The organism is Flavobacterium potami (genome assembly GCF_020026915.1).
Lineage (GTDB): Bacteria > Bacteroidota > Bacteroidia > Flavobacteriales > Flavobacteriaceae > Flavobacterium > Flavobacterium potami.
In genome coordinates this window covers 42,609-59,097 of the sequence record NZ_JAINUY010000001.1, presented here as the reverse complement: position 1 = coordinate 59,097, position 16,489 = coordinate 42,609, and the positions used below count along the sequence as shown (strand labels likewise).

Sequence of the window (16,489 nt, the reverse complement as noted above, 5' to 3'; positions counted from 1 at the left end):
TAGCTCATTTTGATAATAACAAATTAGTGATAATTCGTGTAATTCATGGCGAACTAACTTTTTGAAACTGTTTTTGTTTTCTGTACTTTTACGTTTCTAAAAAGTGCGTTTTGTCAAATTCTAATCAACAAGCCGGCAGTACATCTGAAAAAGCTGGAATTTCACCACCCGAAATCACCAACATTTCGGCTATCAATCAAATTAAAAACAAACGCAGACAGCAACCCACTTCTCAGGAATTAATTAATGGTATTTTAGAAGGCAACAGAACTTCTTTAAGTCGAGCTATTACTTTAATTGAAAGTACTAATCCAGATCATTTCGAAAAAGCTAGTGAAGTGGTTCAAGGTTGTTTAACTCATGCTAATAAATCAATTCGTATTGGAATTACGGGTGTTCCTGGTGTTGGAAAAAGTACTTTTATTGAAGCTTTTGGAAAACATCTGACAGAACTTGGAAAAAAAGTAGCCGTTCTGGCAGTTGACCCGAGCAGTTCGCTTTCTCATGGAAGTATTCTCGGCGATAAAACTCGAATGGAGGAATTGGTTAAAGACGAAAATGCTTTTATTCGACCAAGCGCTTCTGGCGAAACTTTGGGCGGTGTCGCTCGCAAAACTCGAGAAACAATTATTCTTTGCGAAGCTGCTGGTTTTGATACTATTATTATTGAAACCGTTGGTGTTGGTCAAAGTGAAACGGCTGTTCATAGCATGGTCGATTTCTTTTTGCTTTTAAAAATTTCTGGCGCAGGCGATGAACTTCAAGGCATCAAACGTGGCATTATGGAAATGGCAGATGCTATCGTAATCAATAAAGCAGACGGAGATAATATCAAAAAAGCAAATCAAGCGAAAGTAGAATTTAATAGAGCGCTGCATTTGTTTCCTTCCAAAAAATCAAATTGGCAACCAAAAGTTACCACTTGCAGTTCGCTAACAAAAGACGGAATTCCAGAAGTTTGGAATACCATTTCTAATTATTTCGAACTGACAAAAGAAAGCGGCTTTTTCCAAGAAAAAAGAAACGAACAAAATCATTTCTGGATGCTGGAAACCATCAATGAAGAGTTGAAACAAAATTTCTTCAATCAACCTGAAATTGTTTCACTATTAGAAAAAAGCAAAAAAGCAGTGCAAAACAATGAAATTTCATCGTTTGCAGCTGCTTCTCAGTTATTAAAATTGTATTTTGATAAAGGTGCAAAGGCTCAAAGGGACAAAGGTTCAGAGTAAAAAAAGATATCGCTTTGCTCACCTTTCTATTTTTCCTTAAACATAAACACAATCTTGTCATTTCGACGAAGGAGAAATCACACGCGAAATTCCATAAAGTAAGTCACCAATCTTTGACGAGTTTCTAGTGTGATTTCTCCTTCGTCGAAATGACAAATCTTTGCGTTTTCAATATTTCACTAAAAAATGAAAAGGTCCAAAGTAAAAAACTTTGAACCTTTTTCGCTTTGTGCCTTTGCCCCTTTGACCTATTTTTTTCTCAACTTATATTTACTTTCTTTATACAAATTCCCCGCTGTAATAACATGAGCCAAAGCATCTTTTGCTAAGTTTTCGTTTAGTTTTACAGGAATTAAAGTGGTATCGTTTTTAATTTCGAATTGAAGTGGTTTCAAATTTGGCTGCATAATAACCACTTGGTTTTCTACTCTAAAAGCATTGATATCATTAAACTGCATAATAGATCTTCCTTGTACTTTTGGATCTAATTTTGTCAAGTTTCTACCAACCATTGGCGTTTCAAATGGCATTCCTAAATATCCTAACAATGTTGGCGGAATATCAATCTGACTTGCCAATCGATCGTAAACGGCTCCTTTTGCAACTCCAGGCCCCATAATAAATGCCGGAATATGGAATTTATTTATCGGAACTAAATTCTTACCGTATGTTCTTGTGTTATGATCTGCAATTACAATAAAAATAGTGTTTTTAAAATACGCTTCTTTTTTAGCCATTTCGAAGAATTTCCCAATAGAGAAATCTGCATATTTCATTGCATTATTTACTGTATTAGGCTTTTTATCGTAAGATTTAATTCTTCCTGCTGGATATTCAAAAGGTTCATGATTTGAAGTTGAGAACATCAAAGAGAAAAATGGTTTGTCTCCTTTTGATTTAAAATACTGATTGGCTTTAGTAACCAAATCCTCATCAGAATAACCCCAAGTTCCTTTGAAGGCATATTTTTTTCCATCAGAATCAAAATCTTCTTGATCGACAATATCGCTGAAACCATTTCCGTTGAAAAACGAAGCCATATTGTCAAAATTGGCCATTCCCCCATAAATGAAACTTGTTTCGTAACCTTTTTGTTTTAACGCTTCTGCTAAAGTAAAAAAGCCTTGTTGTGAGTTTCCAAGTTTTACTACACTTTCTGATGGCGAAGGCAAAAATCCTGTTACAACCGCTTCAATTCCGCGGACACTTCTTGTTCCTGTGCAATATAGATTGGTAAATAAAGTTCCTTCTTTCGATAATTTATCAAATTCTGGCGTTAATGGTTTTCCACCTAAAATTCCAACGTATTCTGCACCTAAACTTTCTTGTAGAAAAATAACCAAATTGTATGGCTTTTTCATAACAGAATCGGGTTGCTGTACATGTAAAAACGGAATTTCAGCATCAGTAAAATCATTTGGACCAGCGATCATATATTTTTTGACACGAGCAATCGCCTCAGCCTCATCCATTTTACCATACATTTTTGTATTTCCTTCGTTTTTGATGGAATATGCCGCAAATGCAACTGTGTAAAATGAATTTAAACCTAGAGTATTCGTCAATTGATCTGTAGAAAAAACAGCATTACTGGCATTAATTGGTCGCTTTGAAGTCAGACTTGAACGTGCTCCAAAAAACAGTAAAAATGCCAATAATGGAAATACCATTAATTTGAATTTATAATCTGTATTTGAAGTATAGAATAGTTTTTTTCCTTTTTTAAAAGCAAAATAAAGTACAACTCCCAAAATAAGGAATGTTACTATAATAGAAGTGAGATAACTTTTTAAAAGCATTCCGACTACTTCTTTTGGATAAATAAGATAATCTAAGAAAATCTTATTCGGACGCGTATCATATTGTTTTACAAAATCTGGAGAAGCTAATTCTACAAAAAGAATTAAAAACAGAAATAGAAAACTGTAGATGACTAAAAATGTATTGGTGAATTTTATCCATTTATTAGGTAAAAAAGTAATCAATAGCGCCGGCAGAAAAGACAAATAACACAATAATATCAAATCCATTCGAAGGCCGATTGGAAAAATATACCAGAAATCGGGTGTCTGTACTACTCTTTCTTTAAAAATAAAAAACAAAAAGATTCGGCTTAAAGTAGTAATCAATAATCCGATTGCTATAAAATTAAATATAGGTTTTAAAAAAGATAAATTCTTCATTATAAAATATTAAGAACGTAAAAAAGTGCTAATCAATAAATACAATTACTCTTCGTAACGATTTATTTCACGATCATAAAAATCATTTGCTTTTTCAATCAAACCTTCCATTTCGGCGTTTAATTCTGCTTCGTCAAGATCTTCTGCTTCTTCTAAAAATTCTACCTCATCATCTTTCAAATTGATGATAAATCTTGGGTAATCAAGGTGAATGATAAAAATATCGTCTGGAAAATCAGTATTGTCTCCAAGTAAAAATTTAGGTAATTCCATTTGTGTCTATTTTTTTATTAATTGATTATTTATTTTTTTTGCCACTGATTTTACAGATTAAAAAGGATTTTTATTTCGTAGTCTGCAAAATATATTTTTCAAATTTAATTATTCTGTGTCTGAATTCTTTATTAATCTCTTTGTTAAATAGTGAAAACGAACATACAAGCAAATTGCAGCCGCAGTCAAACCTGCCAAAAGTCCGATCCAAACTCCTTGTGCTTTTAGTTCGGTATGTTCTCCCAAATAATAAGAAATCGGGAAACCGATAACCCAATAGGCAACAAAGGTAATATACATCGGTATTTTCACATCTTGTAATCCGCGTAAAGCGCCCAAAACCACAACTTGAATTCCGTCAGAAATTTGAAAAATCGCTGCAATTAAAAGTAGTTTTGAAGCAATGCCAATTACTTCTTCATTATCTAAAATCTGTCCTGTATTTTCCATATTCAAGAAAATGTACGGGAGATAATCGTGGAAAATGATAAAGAAAATGGCAAAAATGGTTTCTAAAATTATGGCAAGCAAGAAAATAGAACGCGCTACAACGACCAGCTTTTTATAATCCATTAGACCTCTTTGGTTACTTACACGCACCATTGATGTCACGCTAAGTCCCATTGCAAACATAAATGTCATAGATGCCAAACTCAAAGCAATCTGATTGGCCGCTTGACTTGTTTTTCCGATGTTTCCGCAAAGCCAGATCGAAGCGGTAAACAAAACCACTTCAAAAAGCATTTGCATTGCAGAAGGAAACCCAATGCTGATAATCTTTTTTATAGTTGCTTTTTGGATTTCATTAAAACTAAAACCTTTAAAGAAGCGCTTTAAATCTTCTCTTCTGGAAAGCATAATATGCATGAACATGACCAAAAATATTCTCGAAATTACGGTTCCTAAAGCGGCGCCTATAATTCCCATTTTTGGAAAAATCCAGATTCCGTAAATTAAAACGTAGTTAATACCAACATGTAGAACGTTTGCCATAACCATAGCATACATCGAATATTTGGTTAACGACATTCCGTCTGCAAATTGTTTATATCCTTGATACATTACCAACGGAATCAAAGAAAAAGCAACCCAACCCAAATACGGTTTTGCCAATACAATAACATCTGCGGGTTGTTGCAATAATTCCATAATTGGTTTAGCAAACATAATTACAGTAAAAAGGACCAAGCCCAAAATTGTACATAAAAAGAGTCCGTGATGAAAAGCCGAACGAATTTTGGTATCGTTTTTTTCTGCATCACCTTCGGCTACAATTGGCGTAATGGCTGTAGAAAAACCAATTCCGAGAGACATTGCAATAAAAATCATGCTATTACCAAGAGAAACCGCCGCCAGTTCTGTACTTCCGATTTTACCAACCATTATATTGTCGACAATACCGATTAAAGTATGTCCGACCATTCCCAAAATTACGGGATATGCCAGTCTTAAATTATACGAAAACTCTTTGGTGTACTGCTTTAAATTCACTTGTATTCTATTTTGTCGGCAAAGATAGTCAGAAGCTTCGAATTCTATCCTATCAATAAAAATATATGCCAATTTTAAGACAAAAATAAGACGAACTCAATATTATATAAAGATTTTTAAAAATTGTATAACAATCTGCAAATACCTCCGTTTTACTTTTACAATATTAATAATTCAAAATTATAAGCCATGAAAAAGTTACAAATGTTATGCCTAGCTGCTTTCGCATTTTTATATGCCAACACGACTTTCGCTCAAGATACAGCAGCGACAAATTACGATCAAGGATTTAGATTAGGAGTCGGATTAAATGGAGGATTACCGACCGACGGCGATTACGACTGGGCTCTTGGTGGAGACGTTCGTTTACAATATGACCTTTCTAAGAAAACATCATTGACCTTAACAACAGGTTTCACAAATTTATTTATGGGAAAAGATGATCTTGGAAATAACATAAAAGACGTTGGATTTATTCCAGCCAAAGCAGGTTTTAAAGCATTTGTTTTAAAAGATCAATTTTATGTATTAGGAGAACTAGGTGCTGGATTTGCGGTAACTAATGGTTATGACAAAACGACCTTTTTATGGGCTCCAGGAATTGGATATGCTAACAAGTATATCGACTTAAGTGTTCGTTACGAAGATTACAAGGATTTTAGAACCAATCAAGTAGCATTGCGTGTTGCTTATGGTTTTAAACTATAAAAAATAGGTTTAAATTTATTATTTTGTTTTTGGTAAAAACCCGACAGATCGAATAGTCTGTCGGGTTTTTGAATTTATATAAGTTTAAATTTCAACAAAAAAGAACCCGATAGTTTGTTAAAAAATATCGGGTTATCAAAAATTATCTAATTATCTAATTGGCTAATTATCTCAATTAACTATTCTCCAAAGTCTTTTTGTAAACATCAAAATTATCCATAATCTCTTTGTCCAAAGCCGGAACCTGAATATCGGTATATTGTTTCATTTCTTCCCAAATAATCTTCGCTACAATATAGCGGGCCATATCTTTATCGTCAGCAGGAATTATGTACCATGGCGCATGTTCTTTAGAGGTCTGATTTATCGCTTCCTCATAATATTGCTGATATTCGTCCCAATGTGCACGTTCTTTCAAATCTCCAGGCGAAAATTTCCAATTGTGCTTTCCTTCTTCCAAACGACGTAATAAACGGCTTTTTTGTTCGTCTTTACTCAAATGCAAAAAGAATTTCATCACAACAGTTCCGTTTTCAGCAATGTGTTTTTCGAAATTATTAATTTGATCAATTCTCTTTTCCCAAAATTTAGGTTTAATATCATCAACAGAATTAATTCCAGGTAAATTCTCTGCTAGAATAAATTCAGGATGCACTCTGGTCACCAAAACATTTTCGTAATGCGTTCTGTTAAAAATGGCAAATTTTCCTTTTTCTGGAAGCGCAATATAATGACGCCATAAATAATCGTGTTCCAATTCGGTCGAATTTGGCGTTTTAAAACTGTGCACCACTACTCCACGTGGATTAAATTCTTTAAAAACTTCTCGAATCAAACTATCTTTTCCCGAAGTATCCATTCCCTGAAGACAAATTAAAACCGAATATTTATTGTGCGCATACATAATATCCTGCAAATCGCTCAGTTTATCTTTCACCTTATCAAGTTTATCTTCTTTTTCATCATCATCGGCGTCGATATTTAAAAGAGTTGGAATCTTTTTTAATTTAATTTTCTCTACAACTTTAAAATCTTTTGGATCTATTGACTTCATATTTTCAAATTTTGAATTATAAATATACTAATTTTACGAAGCATATTCCTGCTATTCATTGCAATACTTTTCAATAAATTGCTTTTTTCTAAGCCATTCCAAGAGCTTCCGTTGGTCGCTTTGTTCTGTCAAGAAAAAATACAATTTCTTTTCAAAGTATTTCCATTACTATCAGGGCTAGGCAGTTATTTTCAAAAGAACATTTTATTTTTATTGATTAAAATATAAAACCAAAAATGAAAAATATTTGTATTGTATTCTTTTTATTTTTCGTCAATCAGGTTTTCTTTCAAAATAAAGAATACTCAAATCCACAAAAGGCTTTCATTGAAGTGTTTGGAAAATGCTTTGACGATTTAGCTCCAATTGAAGGAACGATAAATATTCTCCCTGAAAAGAAAAATGTGAGATTTTGTTCCCTTTATCAATGTGCCTCAAGAATAGTATATGCTGAAGAAGAAAAAGATATTGAAAATGCGATTTTAAAAAGAGCTAAAGAAATAGCGATTAGACTTTATAACCAAGGCACTCCAATATATTTAACCTACGGTATGAATAGTTCTGCTCAAGCTGATTTGGATAATGAAATTTTGACAGATGATGATCATTTAGTTTACATAAGCGTTGGAGAATGTATCGTTTTTCAACCTGTAGCAAAATTGAGTGAGGAAGTAAATAAAGTAACAATGGAATTAATAAATAATTATAAAGCAATAAAACAAAATGCTAAATAAAATTGCTCTTATATTTTTCATTTTATTAAGTTGTAATGGAAAAGCCCAAACAAACCCCGAAGTCAAAATTGATGAATTAGTTTCTAATTACATCAAAGAGCTTCAATCCAGAAAAATAGATACAATTTGTATTTACGAACATTATTGTGTTGGTAGTGTTAAAGCTTATGATGTAAATCCATCTGAAATGGATGATTTTTGTTTTGAAGATTTTCCAAATGATCCAGTTTATATTTTTTGGATTGAGAAAGGACGAAAGTATTTTACAAAGATAAGTATATGTGCTAAATACGCTGAGACTTTAGATGATAACAATATTTTCTGGCATATTTACTTTAAAAATAAAAACAGTATTGAAGAAGAAGAGATTAAAAAATTTACATATGAAAAATCTAATAATCAAATTTATCATTTGATGGTAGATCATTCATGTCATCGCAATTTCAAAATTTTAAATGATAATAAAATTATTGAAAAACGTTTTAATGATTTTAATTTATTGAAAGAACACAATTCAGATATAAATATTAATTACGAACACAACAACAATTTAAAAAGCAAAGCAATCGTTGATATTCTAGAAAAAACAATCTCAGAAGCCGAAAAGAACAATACATTTAAAAAGATAAAGTCACGTTAATAAAAAGACTTCAAAACAACAATTCATGGAAAAATTCACCTTAGAAATATTATTTCAAATTATCGGAATAGGTTCGGCATCAGGATTATTCTTAAATAATGACGCCCTTTACGTAATTGGCGATAATAGCGGATTCTTATACGAATACAATATCGAAAGCAAACAATTAAACCAACACGCTTTAATTGACAATGCAACGGCAAATATTCCGAAAAGTCAAAAACCCGATTTCGAATCTATAACGCATCATAACGATACACTTTATGTTTTTGGTTCTGGTTCAACAGAAAACCGAAATAAAATGATTGAGTTTGATCTTAAATCGAAAACCGTTTTACAAAAAAACAATTTAGTAGACTTATATGCTGTAATGCAGAATTTTGGCGAAATAAAACCAGAAGATTTCAATTTAGAAGGCGCTATTTTTGATGGAGAAAATTGGTATTTATTCAATCGAGGAAATGGCATTTCGAACAAAAACACGATTTTTACGATTCACGCTAAAAATCTCGGAGAAGAATTTGCTTTGATTTCTGTTAACTATAAACTCCCAAAAATAAAAGGCGTTCGTTCCAGTTTTACAGATGCCATTTTGGTCGATGATAAAATTTATTTCCTTTCAACTGCAGAAGACACTAAATCGACTTACGACGACGGCGCAATCTTAGGAAGTTTCATCGGAAGAATCGATGTTAAAACCATGAAAATAGATTTCACTCAAAAAATAACTTCCACAAACAAATTTGAAGGTTTGACTCTTTATAAAAAAGAAAACAATAAAATTGAGTTTTTACTTTGCGAAGACAATGATACAGAAGCTTTAGAAACCAAAATTTATAAATTGACGTTGCCGATTAAATAGATTCCGAATGAATGCAAAAGAAAAACAGCTTGAGTTTATAAAATCTTATTTAAAACCAACTCTAAAGAATTTGGAGTACAAAACTAGTGGTCAAACTTGGTGGAAAGACAAAGGGGATTTTTATACTTTAATTAATTTACAGAATTTTTCATGGAACACTAAAGACAGAGTTAATTTTTTGCTTCAATATAGTAATAGTTCTAAAATCAGAAATGAAAGATGTTACCAAAAAGCCTCAAATATATGATTCAATAATATATCAAAGAGAAAATTCATATGTTAGCGATAAGAATAATATGCATTCATTTAGAAACAAAAATGGTTATCTTTTAGAAAACCATACAGATATGACTGATTTCTATAAAGAATTAAAATCAGATTTTGAAAATTTCATATTACCCAAACTCGAAAAATTGAACTCTCTGCAGGATTGCATCGATAATTTTGGAAGTATTCCTTTTTTTGGGGAAAGATTAATTAATGCAATTAAAATAAAAAAATAAACTTTTTTCATATCCGCCCCAACAATAAAAACCTTTGTCACTTTGTAACTCTGTACCTTTGCCCCTAAAAAAAATATTTTAATATTTTTTTTCACCTCCGTCCCAACCTTTTTATCTTTTTATCTCTCTATATAAGAAAGACAACAATTGTGATAAACGAGACTCAAATAGCAAACTGTAGAAAAATGCACCGCGATGCGCAGCGCGAGGTGTACGAATACATGGCGCCGAAGTTGTACCGCCTTTGCAAAAGATATTTAAAAAAGGAAGAAGAAATAGAAGAAGCTTTGGACGATTCGTTCTTTACTATTTTCACCAAACTGGATCAGTTAAAAGAAGCTTATGCTTTTGAAGCATGGGCCAAAAGAATAACTGTAAATCATTGTTTGGCGACAATCAGAAAAGCAACCAACTTCAACATGTATCTCGACGACGTAAAGCTGATTTCTCAGCCTTCTGTCGACGAACTAAACACATTAGAAGAAGAAGATTTACTTAATTTATTAAACCACATTCCTGATGGCTGTAAAACTGTTTTTAACCTTTTTGTGATAGAAGGTTACGGACATAAAGAAATAGCCGAAATGCTGAAGATCTCCGAAGGCACCTCAAAATCACAATTGAATGCCGCTAAGACCAAACTGAAAGAACTGGTTAATAAACTGTATTATCAAAAAGCAAAATAGTCATGGACAATCAAGATAAATTATTTGACAAAATAAAACAAGCTTCGCTAAATGAGGAGTTTAAAGACTTTCCCGGAATGGAAAAAGTCTGGTCGCGAGTTGAAGAAAAACTGGACAAAAAAGAAGACAAAAACACCATTGCATTATGGAAAAAAATTGCCTTTGCCGCTTCTCTTCTATTATTAATTTCATTAGGATCTCAATTTTTACATACCGATAAAGAAGTTGTAAAAGAAACTCAAAAAGTGGTGATTCAGGAAACTAAAAAGTCGCAAGAACCAATTTTAGATCAAAAAAAATCAAATCCGTCTTCAGATTCTGGAATTGTTTCGAATGAAGAAGCCGTTAAAATTTTAGAAAATCAAACTAAAAATAAAGAAAGAGTAGCAATTCAGGAAATAGCAGTTCCACAAGCCGAAGCTGTTCCATCTGCTCCAGTCGGACAAATTGCTGCAGATGTTGTTGTTTCTGCTAATGCACCTGTTAGAAGTGAAGCTTCTGACGAAAATGATAATGACTTTATTTCTAAAAAAGAGGTTTCTGCGGAAATGGAATACAAAAGAGAAAATGGATTTCGATCTGCAAAAATGGCTTCTGCTCCAACTCAAAAAGCGAAGAAAAATGCTCCTTTGATTATTCTAAACGGAAATGCAATGGCACATAGCGACGAGGCTAAAAAAGACAAAATGTTGCAAAGCGAAATGCCGAATTTTGAGCCAGAAAATATAGATTCACTCGTTATTTTAGATGAACCTTTATACATTATCGACGGTATTTATTACTCTGAAAATGATTTATTCGGAAAAAATCCGACGAGTCCTTATGCGCCTTTAGACAAACAGGAAATAAAAACCATCACCATTTTACAAGATCTTGAAGCTACTTCTAAATATGGCGAAAAAGGTAAAAAAGGTGTTGTCATTATCACTACAAAAAACGGAAAACCAACTCCTAAAAAATAATCATACTTCTATAAAACTTTGTCAAAGTCTGCAGCTTTGACAAAGTTAAATCTCAACATTAATTCTAAAACTTATTATCATGAAAAGTTTAAAACTTATTTCATCAGCTATTGCTATGCTTATATGTTTCGTAAGTATGGCACAAGAAAGAACTATTTCTGGAATTATTTCAGATGACTACAAACAGCCTATTCCAGGGGTAAACATCTTTAATCAGACTTCAAAAACAGGCACTGCAACTGATTTCGACGGAAAATATAGCATCCAGGCAAAACCAGGAGATATGCTAGTTTTCAGCTTTATTGGATATGAAACGCAAAAGCAAAAAGTTCAAAACTCAAATACCATTAATATACGACTTAAAGCATACAACCAAACTTTAAGCGAAGTTGTAGTTATTGGTTATGGACAAAGTGAAAGTACTTCCGATTATAATTCCAGAAGTTACGAACGTGCTGAAAGAAGAAGAGAAAAAAAAGAAGCGAAACAAGCTTCTCCAGTTGCAATGCAAGGAAAAGTTGCAGGAATTCAAGTTCAAAATAATGTTGGATATCTATCAAATTCAAATTTTCAGATGCCAAAAGAATCTTCCTCAATTTCTTCAAAAAACGAACCTTCCTATATTGTGGATGGCGTTGTGGCTAAAGCACATCAAATTGCAAAAATCAACCCAAATGACATTAAAGATGTACATGTTTTAAAAGATCAAAACAATACTTTTGTTAACAATCCAAATGGTGTAGTTGTAATTTCAACCAAAAATGAAATTTATAAAAATCTTACCGAAAAAGAACTGGACAAAAAATTAAATATTCTTCCAATTCCGAATGAACCAACACAAGAAGATTATGACACTTTTGTAGAAAATGCTTTCGAAAGTCCGAAAACAGCACCACTTTCTACTTTTTCTATTGATGTTGACAATGCTTCTTATACGAATATCAGACGTTTTTTAAACAACGGACAACAAGTTCCAAAAGATGCAGTTCGTGTCGAAGAAATGGTTAATTTTTTCAAATACACTTATCCGCAACCAAAAAATGAACATCCGTTTTCTATAAATACGGAAGTGAGCGATTCGCCTTGGAATTCAAACAATAAAATTCTTAAAATTGGTTTACAGGGAAAAAACATTCCAACAAACGATTTACCTGCTTCTAATCTTGTTTTCTTAATTGACGTTTCGGGTTCAATGGGCGACATGAACAAATTGCCTTTATTAAAACAATCTATGAAGATTTTGGTGAATGAATTAAGAGCAAAAGACAAAGTCGCCATTGTTGTTTATGCTGGCGCTGCAGGAATGGTTTTACCGCCAACTTCTGGAGATGAGAAAAAGACAATTATTGATGCCTTAGACAAATTGCAATCTGGAGGAAGCACTGCAGGCGGCGCAGGAATTGAATTGGCTTATAAAACTGCTACAGAAAATTTCATCAAAGGAGGAAACAATCGCGTAATTCTAGCGACTGACGGAGATTTCAACGTGGGAAGTTCTTCGAATAATGATATGGAAAAATTAATCGAAGAAAAAAGAAAAACAGGCGTTTTCTTGACTTGTCTAGGTTATGGAATGGGAAATTACAAAGACAGCAAAATGGAAATCTTGGCTGATAAAGGAAACGGAAATTATGCTTATATCGACAATATTCAGGAAGCAAATCGTTTTTTAGGAAAAGAATTCAAAGGTTCTATGTTTGCTATTGCAAAAGATGTAAAAATCCAGATTGAATTTAATCCAAAACAAGTTCAGTCTTATCGTTTGATTGGTTATGAAAACAGAAAATTGCGTCCAGAAGATTTTAAAAACGATGCAATTGATGCGGGCGAATTAGGAAGTAATCATACTGTAACGGCTTTGTACGAAATTATTCCAGCTGGTGTAAAAAGCAATTATTTAGCAGAACAACCAGATGCTTTAAAATACACCAAAACAGAAACTGCTTCAAACAATTATAGTAATGAATTGGCAACAATCAAATTCCGTTATAAAAAACCTGACGGAGAAAAAAGCATCGAAATGGTTCAAGTTATAGAAAACAAATCGGTTGCTTTAGAAAAAGCGAGTGATGATATGAAATTTAGTTCTGCCGTTGCTTGGTTTGGATTGAAATTGAGAGCTTCAAAATTAATCGCTGACAAATCTTCTGAAGAAATTGTAAAATTGGCAAAACAAGGAAATTCAAATGATGTCGACGGTTATAAGGCAGAGTTTATTCGTTTGGTTGAAACTTCTAAACAGTACAATTAATCAAAATTTTATTACATTTGAAAATCAATTTAAAACAATGAAACAACTACTATTCGCGTTATTAGCATTTGCAACTGTAAATTCTTTTTCCCAAACTAAAAATTCAATTGATAAACCTTTTATAGAAGTTTCTGGTCAAGCAGATACATTGGTAGTTCCTAATAAAATCTGGATTAATGTTTTACTAAGTGAAAAAGATTCCAAAGGAAAAAAATCAGTAGAAGATCTGGAGAAAGAAATGCTTTCAAAATTAAAGGAAATCGGAATCAATATCGAAAAAGATGTTACTGTGAATGATATGTCCAGTAATTTTAAAAATTATCTACTAAAACAAAATGATATCTTTAAATCAAAATCGTATTCCATCATAGTTAAAAATGCAATCGAAACTTCAAAAGTCTTTGTTGGATTAGAAAAAATCGGAGTTTCGAATGTACGAATTGAAAAAATTGAAAATACAGATAAAAAGAAAATTGTATTTTCACTTAATGCAAAAGCAATTTTAGATGCGAAACAAAGGGCAGAAAGTTTTACAAAAGCATTAAATCAGAAAGTTGGCAATGTTCAGGAAATTACTAGTTATGACGACGAAACAAACAATACTTATGCAAGGATAATTAGTCGCAACATAAACAGATATGAAGCCGAAAGTACTCCTGAAGAACCTAATATTGAATTTGAAAAGATAAAAATAACAAGTATTGTGAAAGCTAAATTTCTCATAGAATAATTTAATAAACTCAAATAATTACACGCAAAATTCATGAATCCTATTTTAAGCCAAAATCTATTTTTAGTAAAAGAACATGTTGGAATGTTTAAAGCCGCAAACAATTACGACATTTACAATCCAGAAAGCAATCAAATCATCATGAACTGCCGAGAAAACAATCTTGGTTTTTTCACTAAAATACTTCGCTTTACCGATTATAAAAGAGCGACTCCATTTAATATCGAAATTACAACCGCTTCTGGCGAAAAATTAATTACAGTACGAAGAGGTGTTGCGATTTTCAGATCAACTGTAGAAGTATTGGACGAAAAAGATCGTTTGGTTGGAACATTCAAACAAAAATTCTTTTCTATTGGAGGAAAATTTGATATTCTGGACAAAAATGAAAAACCAGTTGCAACGCTTCAAGGAAAATGGACAGGCTGGGATTTTAAATTCTCTCACGAAAACAGACAGTTGGCTCAAGTAAGTAAAAAATGGGCAGGATTAGGAAAAGAGTTTTTCACGAGTGCCGACAATTACGTTCTTCAAATTGAAGATACAGTTGCTTCCGACAGTCCGTTGAGACAATTAATTTTAGGAGCTGTAATGTGTATTGACATGGTTCTGAAAGAATAATCTAAAGTTGTTAAACTTAGATTAAGAATACTTTTTAAAGCATCATTTTAGTTTGCAAAAGCTTATTTTTGTAAGTCTTAAATGATGCTTTCTGCATTTTATAAAATTACAATCATGACCGACTTAAAAAATAAAAACGCCTTTATTACGGGCGCAGGAAAAGGAATTGGAAAAGCTGTTGCCATTGCTTTGGCTAAAGAAGGCGTAAATCTAATTTTGGTTTCAAGAACTCAAAAAGATATTGAACAATTGGCTGACGAAGCTTCTAATTTAGGTGTAAAAGCGTTGGCATTAGCGGCAGACGTTTCTGATATTGATTCAATCAATAAAGCGGCAGAAAAAGCGTTGGCCGAATTTAAACATATCGATATTTTGATCAACAGCGCCGGAATTGCCTCTTTTGGAAAATTCTTAGAATTAGAGCCAGAAGCCTGGGAAAGAATCATTCAGGTAAATTTAATGGGAACGTATTTTACAACACGAGCCATTATTCCAAGCATGATCGAAAGACAATCTGGAGATATCATCAACATTTCTTCGACTGCTGGATTAAATGGAAATGCTTTGACAAGTGCTTACAGTGCGTCTAAATTTGCGGTTTTAGGTTTAACCGACTCGTTGATGCAGGAAATGCGTAAACACAATATTCGTGTTACAGCGTTAACTCCAAGTACGGTTGCAACTGACATGGCAAAAGATTTAAATCTGACTGACGGAAACCCAGAGAAAGTTATGCAATCTGAAGATATGGCAGATTTGATCATTGCACAGTTAAAATTAAACCGAAGAGTGTTTATTAAAAACAGCAGTATTTGGTCTACTAATCCTTAAAACATCTTTATAATCTTTGTCAAAGTTTAAAACTTTGACAAAGATCTAAACTCACAAAAATTGTAAAATGGAACAATATTTAAGACAATTGGTCGAAATAGAATTTCAGGACAAAAAGCAGATTTTTTCAGGCTTTTTAATTGATTATTCTGATGATTGGATTTTACTTCGAAACAATCCCGTAGATTTTGTTTTGGATGGTTTTGTTATTCTAAGAAATAAAAATATTGAAGCAGTAAACCGAGATCAAGATTTGGCTTTTACAGAAAAAGTAATCCGAATGAAAGGTTTAAAAATAAATTCTGAAGACATTATTCCGATTAAAGATTTAGCTTCAATTATCAGTTTTCTTTCTGAAAAATATGGTATTTTTCAAATTGCAAAAAAATCTTCAAAATCTGCTTATTTAGGAAAATTAATCGAATTGAATGATGAAGAACTGACAATTGATTTTATAGACATACGCGGACAATTTGGAGGTGAATTGAGTTTTAATCCAGAAAAAATTCGAGTGATTGAATTTGATACGGATTATATTAATTCTTTGAAATTGGTGGTTTCTGAAGATCAGAAATTGTTATAAAAAAAGCCTCTTAAAAAGAGGCTTTTTTGTTTTGTCATTCTGAGGAACGAAGAATCACATTAGTAATTCCGTATGCTATAATTGCCAATCTTTATAGAGTCCCGATTGTGATTCTTCGTTCCTCAGAATGACAATACTTTGTGTA

18 protein-coding genes are annotated in these 16,489 nt (G+C 32.4%); 14 read left to right on the top strand and 4 right to left on the bottom strand.

Features of this window, described 5'->3' with window-relative positions:
- The first annotated feature begins 110 nt into the window (after nt 1–110).
- On the top strand, nt 111–1,232 hold the full coding sequence (gene meaB / locus K6T82_RS00310; protein ID WP_223704036.1) for a methylmalonyl Co-A mutase-associated GTPase MeaB: 1,122 nt from the start codon (nt 111–113) through the stop codon (nt 1,230–1,232).
- Between the two features lie 248 nt (nt 1,233–1,480).
- Here the strand turns inward: meaB and K6T82_RS00305 are convergent, their stop codons facing one another.
- The 3 genes from K6T82_RS00305 to K6T82_RS00295 form a co-directional block, all read right to left on the bottom strand.
- Nucleotides 1,481–3,415 (bottom strand): LTA synthase family protein, encoded by a 1,935-nt coding sequence (locus K6T82_RS00305; RefSeq protein ID WP_223704035.1) that lies wholly within the window; start codon nt 3,413–3,415, stop codon nt 1,481–1,483.
- Between the two features lie 45 nt (nt 3,416–3,460).
- Nucleotides 3,461–3,688 (bottom strand): hypothetical protein, encoded by a 228-nt coding sequence (locus tag K6T82_RS00300; protein ID WP_026984926.1) that lies wholly within the window; start codon nt 3,686–3,688, stop codon nt 3,461–3,463.
- 108 nt (nt 3,689–3,796) lie between these two features.
- Nucleotides 3,797–5,179: an MATE family efflux transporter gene (locus tag K6T82_RS00295; protein WP_223704034.1), complete on the bottom strand. Its 1,383-nt coding sequence runs from the start codon at nt 5,177–5,179 to the stop codon at nt 3,797–3,799.
- A 189-nt stretch (nt 5,180–5,368) separates the two neighbouring features.
- Here K6T82_RS00295 and K6T82_RS00290 point away from each other — a divergent pair, with 189 nt between their 5' ends.
- Nucleotides 5,369–5,887, top strand: a complete 519-nt coding sequence (locus tag K6T82_RS00290) for a hypothetical protein (RefSeq protein ID WP_223704033.1) — start codon at nt 5,369–5,371, stop codon at nt 5,885–5,887.
- 175 nt (nt 5,888–6,062) lie between these two features.
- On the opposite strand, the gene K6T82_RS00285 is transcribed toward K6T82_RS00290, so the two are convergent.
- Nucleotides 6,063–6,941 (bottom strand): PPK2 family polyphosphate kinase, encoded by an 879-nt coding sequence (locus tag K6T82_RS00285; RefSeq protein ID WP_223704032.1) that lies wholly within the window; start codon nt 6,939–6,941, stop codon nt 6,063–6,065.
- Nucleotides 6,942–7,177: 236 nt separating this feature from the next.
- Here K6T82_RS00285 and K6T82_RS00280 point away from each other — a divergent pair, with 236 nt between their 5' ends.
- The 12 genes from K6T82_RS00280 to K6T82_RS00225 all read left to right on the top strand — a co-directional run bounded on the left by K6T82_RS00280 (nt 7,178) and on the right by K6T82_RS00225 (nt 16,344).
- On the top strand, nt 7,178–7,675 hold the full coding sequence (locus K6T82_RS00280; RefSeq protein WP_223704031.1) for a hypothetical protein: 498 nt from the start codon (nt 7,178–7,180) through the stop codon (nt 7,673–7,675).
- On the top strand, nt 7,665–8,315 hold the full coding sequence (locus tag K6T82_RS00275; RefSeq protein ID WP_223704030.1) for a hypothetical protein: 651 nt from the start codon (nt 7,665–7,667) through the stop codon (nt 8,313–8,315). Before K6T82_RS00280 ends, K6T82_RS00275 begins: the two co-directional genes overlap by 11 nt.
- 25 nt (nt 8,316–8,340) lie before the next feature.
- Nucleotides 8,341–9,177, top strand: a complete 837-nt coding sequence (locus K6T82_RS00270; protein WP_223704029.1) for a DUF6929 family protein — start codon at nt 8,341–8,343, stop codon at nt 9,175–9,177.
- 7 nt (nt 9,178–9,184) lie between these two features.
- Nucleotides 9,185–9,424: a DUF4304 domain-containing protein gene (locus tag K6T82_RS00265; protein ID WP_223704028.1), complete on the top strand. Its 240-nt coding sequence runs from the start codon at nt 9,185–9,187 to the stop codon at nt 9,422–9,424.
- Nucleotides 9,390–9,680, top strand: a complete 291-nt coding sequence (locus tag K6T82_RS00260; RefSeq protein ID WP_223704027.1) for a hypothetical protein — start codon at nt 9,390–9,392, stop codon at nt 9,678–9,680. Before K6T82_RS00265 ends, K6T82_RS00260 begins: the two co-directional genes overlap by 35 nt.
- 185 nt (nt 9,681–9,865) lie before the next feature.
- A complete protein-coding gene (locus K6T82_RS00255) occupies nt 9,866–10,366 on the top strand; it encodes an RNA polymerase sigma factor (RefSeq protein WP_223704026.1) in 501 nt (166 codons plus the stop codon).
- Between the two features lie 2 nt (nt 10,367–10,368).
- Nucleotides 10,369–11,328, top strand: a complete 960-nt coding sequence (locus K6T82_RS00250; protein ID WP_223704025.1) for a hypothetical protein — start codon at nt 10,369–10,371, stop codon at nt 11,326–11,328.
- Between the two features lie 79 nt (nt 11,329–11,407).
- The gene (locus tag K6T82_RS00245) at nt 11,408–13,579 is read left to right on the top strand and encodes a VWA domain-containing protein (protein ID WP_223704024.1); all 2,172 of its coding nucleotides are present in this window, start codon (nt 11,408–11,410) and stop codon (nt 13,577–13,579) included.
- A 37-nt stretch (nt 13,580–13,616) separates the two neighbouring features.
- Nucleotides 13,617–14,309 (top strand): SIMPL domain-containing protein, encoded by a 693-nt coding sequence (locus K6T82_RS00240; protein WP_223704023.1) that lies wholly within the window; start codon nt 13,617–13,619, stop codon nt 14,307–14,309.
- A gap of 33 nt (nt 14,310–14,342) precedes the next feature.
- Entirely contained in the window at nt 14,343–14,930 is a 588-nt protein-coding gene (locus tag K6T82_RS00235) for an LURP-one-related family protein (RefSeq protein WP_223704022.1), read from the top strand.
- Nucleotides 14,931–15,044: 114 nt separating this feature from the next.
- Nucleotides 15,045–15,761: a 3-ketoacyl-ACP reductase gene (locus K6T82_RS00230; RefSeq protein ID WP_223704021.1), complete on the top strand. Its 717-nt coding sequence runs from the start codon at nt 15,045–15,047 to the stop codon at nt 15,759–15,761.
- A gap of 67 nt (nt 15,762–15,828) precedes the next feature.
- The gene (locus tag K6T82_RS00225; protein ID WP_223704020.1) at nt 15,829–16,344 is read left to right on the top strand and encodes a hypothetical protein; all 516 of its coding nucleotides are present in this window, start codon (nt 15,829–15,831) and stop codon (nt 16,342–16,344) included.
- The last annotated feature ends 145 nt before the right edge of the window (nt 16,345–16,489 follow it).

Coding starts and splice junctions, on each gene's coding strand:
- K6T82_RS00305 (WP_223704035.1), bottom strand. CDS start 3,415: ATGAAGAATTTATCTTTTTTAAAACCTATATTTAATTTTATAGCAATC.
- K6T82_RS00300 (WP_026984926.1), bottom strand. CDS start 3,688: ATGGAATTACCTAAATTTTTACTTGGAGACAATACTGATTTTCCAGAC.
- K6T82_RS00290 (WP_223704033.1), top strand. CDS start 5,369: ATGAAAAAGTTACAAATGTTATGCCTAGCTGCTTTCGCATTTTTATAT.
- K6T82_RS00285 (WP_223704032.1), bottom strand. CDS start 6,941: ATGAAGTCAATAGATCCAAAAGATTTTAAAGTTGTAGAGAAAATTAAA.
- K6T82_RS00280 (WP_223704031.1), top strand. CDS start 7,178: ATGAAAAATATTTGTATTGTATTCTTTTTATTTTTCGTCAATCAGGTT.
- K6T82_RS00275 (WP_223704030.1), top strand. CDS start 7,665: ATGCTAAATAAAATTGCTCTTATATTTTTCATTTTATTAAGTTGTAAT.
- K6T82_RS00270 (WP_223704029.1), top strand. CDS start 8,341: ATGGAAAAATTCACCTTAGAAATATTATTTCAAATTATCGGAATAGGT.
- K6T82_RS00265 (WP_223704028.1), top strand. CDS start 9,185: ATGAATGCAAAAGAAAAACAGCTTGAGTTTATAAAATCTTATTTAAAA.
- K6T82_RS00260 (WP_223704027.1), top strand. CDS start 9,390: ATGAAAGATGTTACCAAAAAGCCTCAAATATATGATTCAATAATATAT.
- K6T82_RS00255 (WP_223704026.1), top strand. CDS start 9,866: ATGCACCGCGATGCGCAGCGCGAGGTGTACGAATACATGGCGCCGAAG.
- K6T82_RS00250 (WP_223704025.1), top strand. CDS start 10,369: ATGGACAATCAAGATAAATTATTTGACAAAATAAAACAAGCTTCGCTA.
- K6T82_RS00245 (WP_223704024.1), top strand. CDS start 11,408: ATGAAAAGTTTAAAACTTATTTCATCAGCTATTGCTATGCTTATATGT.
- K6T82_RS00240 (WP_223704023.1), top strand. CDS start 13,617: ATGAAACAACTACTATTCGCGTTATTAGCATTTGCAACTGTAAATTCT.
- K6T82_RS00235 (WP_223704022.1), top strand. CDS start 14,343: ATGAATCCTATTTTAAGCCAAAATCTATTTTTAGTAAAAGAACATGTT.
- K6T82_RS00230 (WP_223704021.1), top strand. CDS start 15,045: ATGACCGACTTAAAAAATAAAAACGCCTTTATTACGGGCGCAGGAAAA.
- K6T82_RS00225 (WP_223704020.1), top strand. CDS start 15,829: ATGGAACAATATTTAAGACAATTGGTCGAAATAGAATTTCAGGACAAA.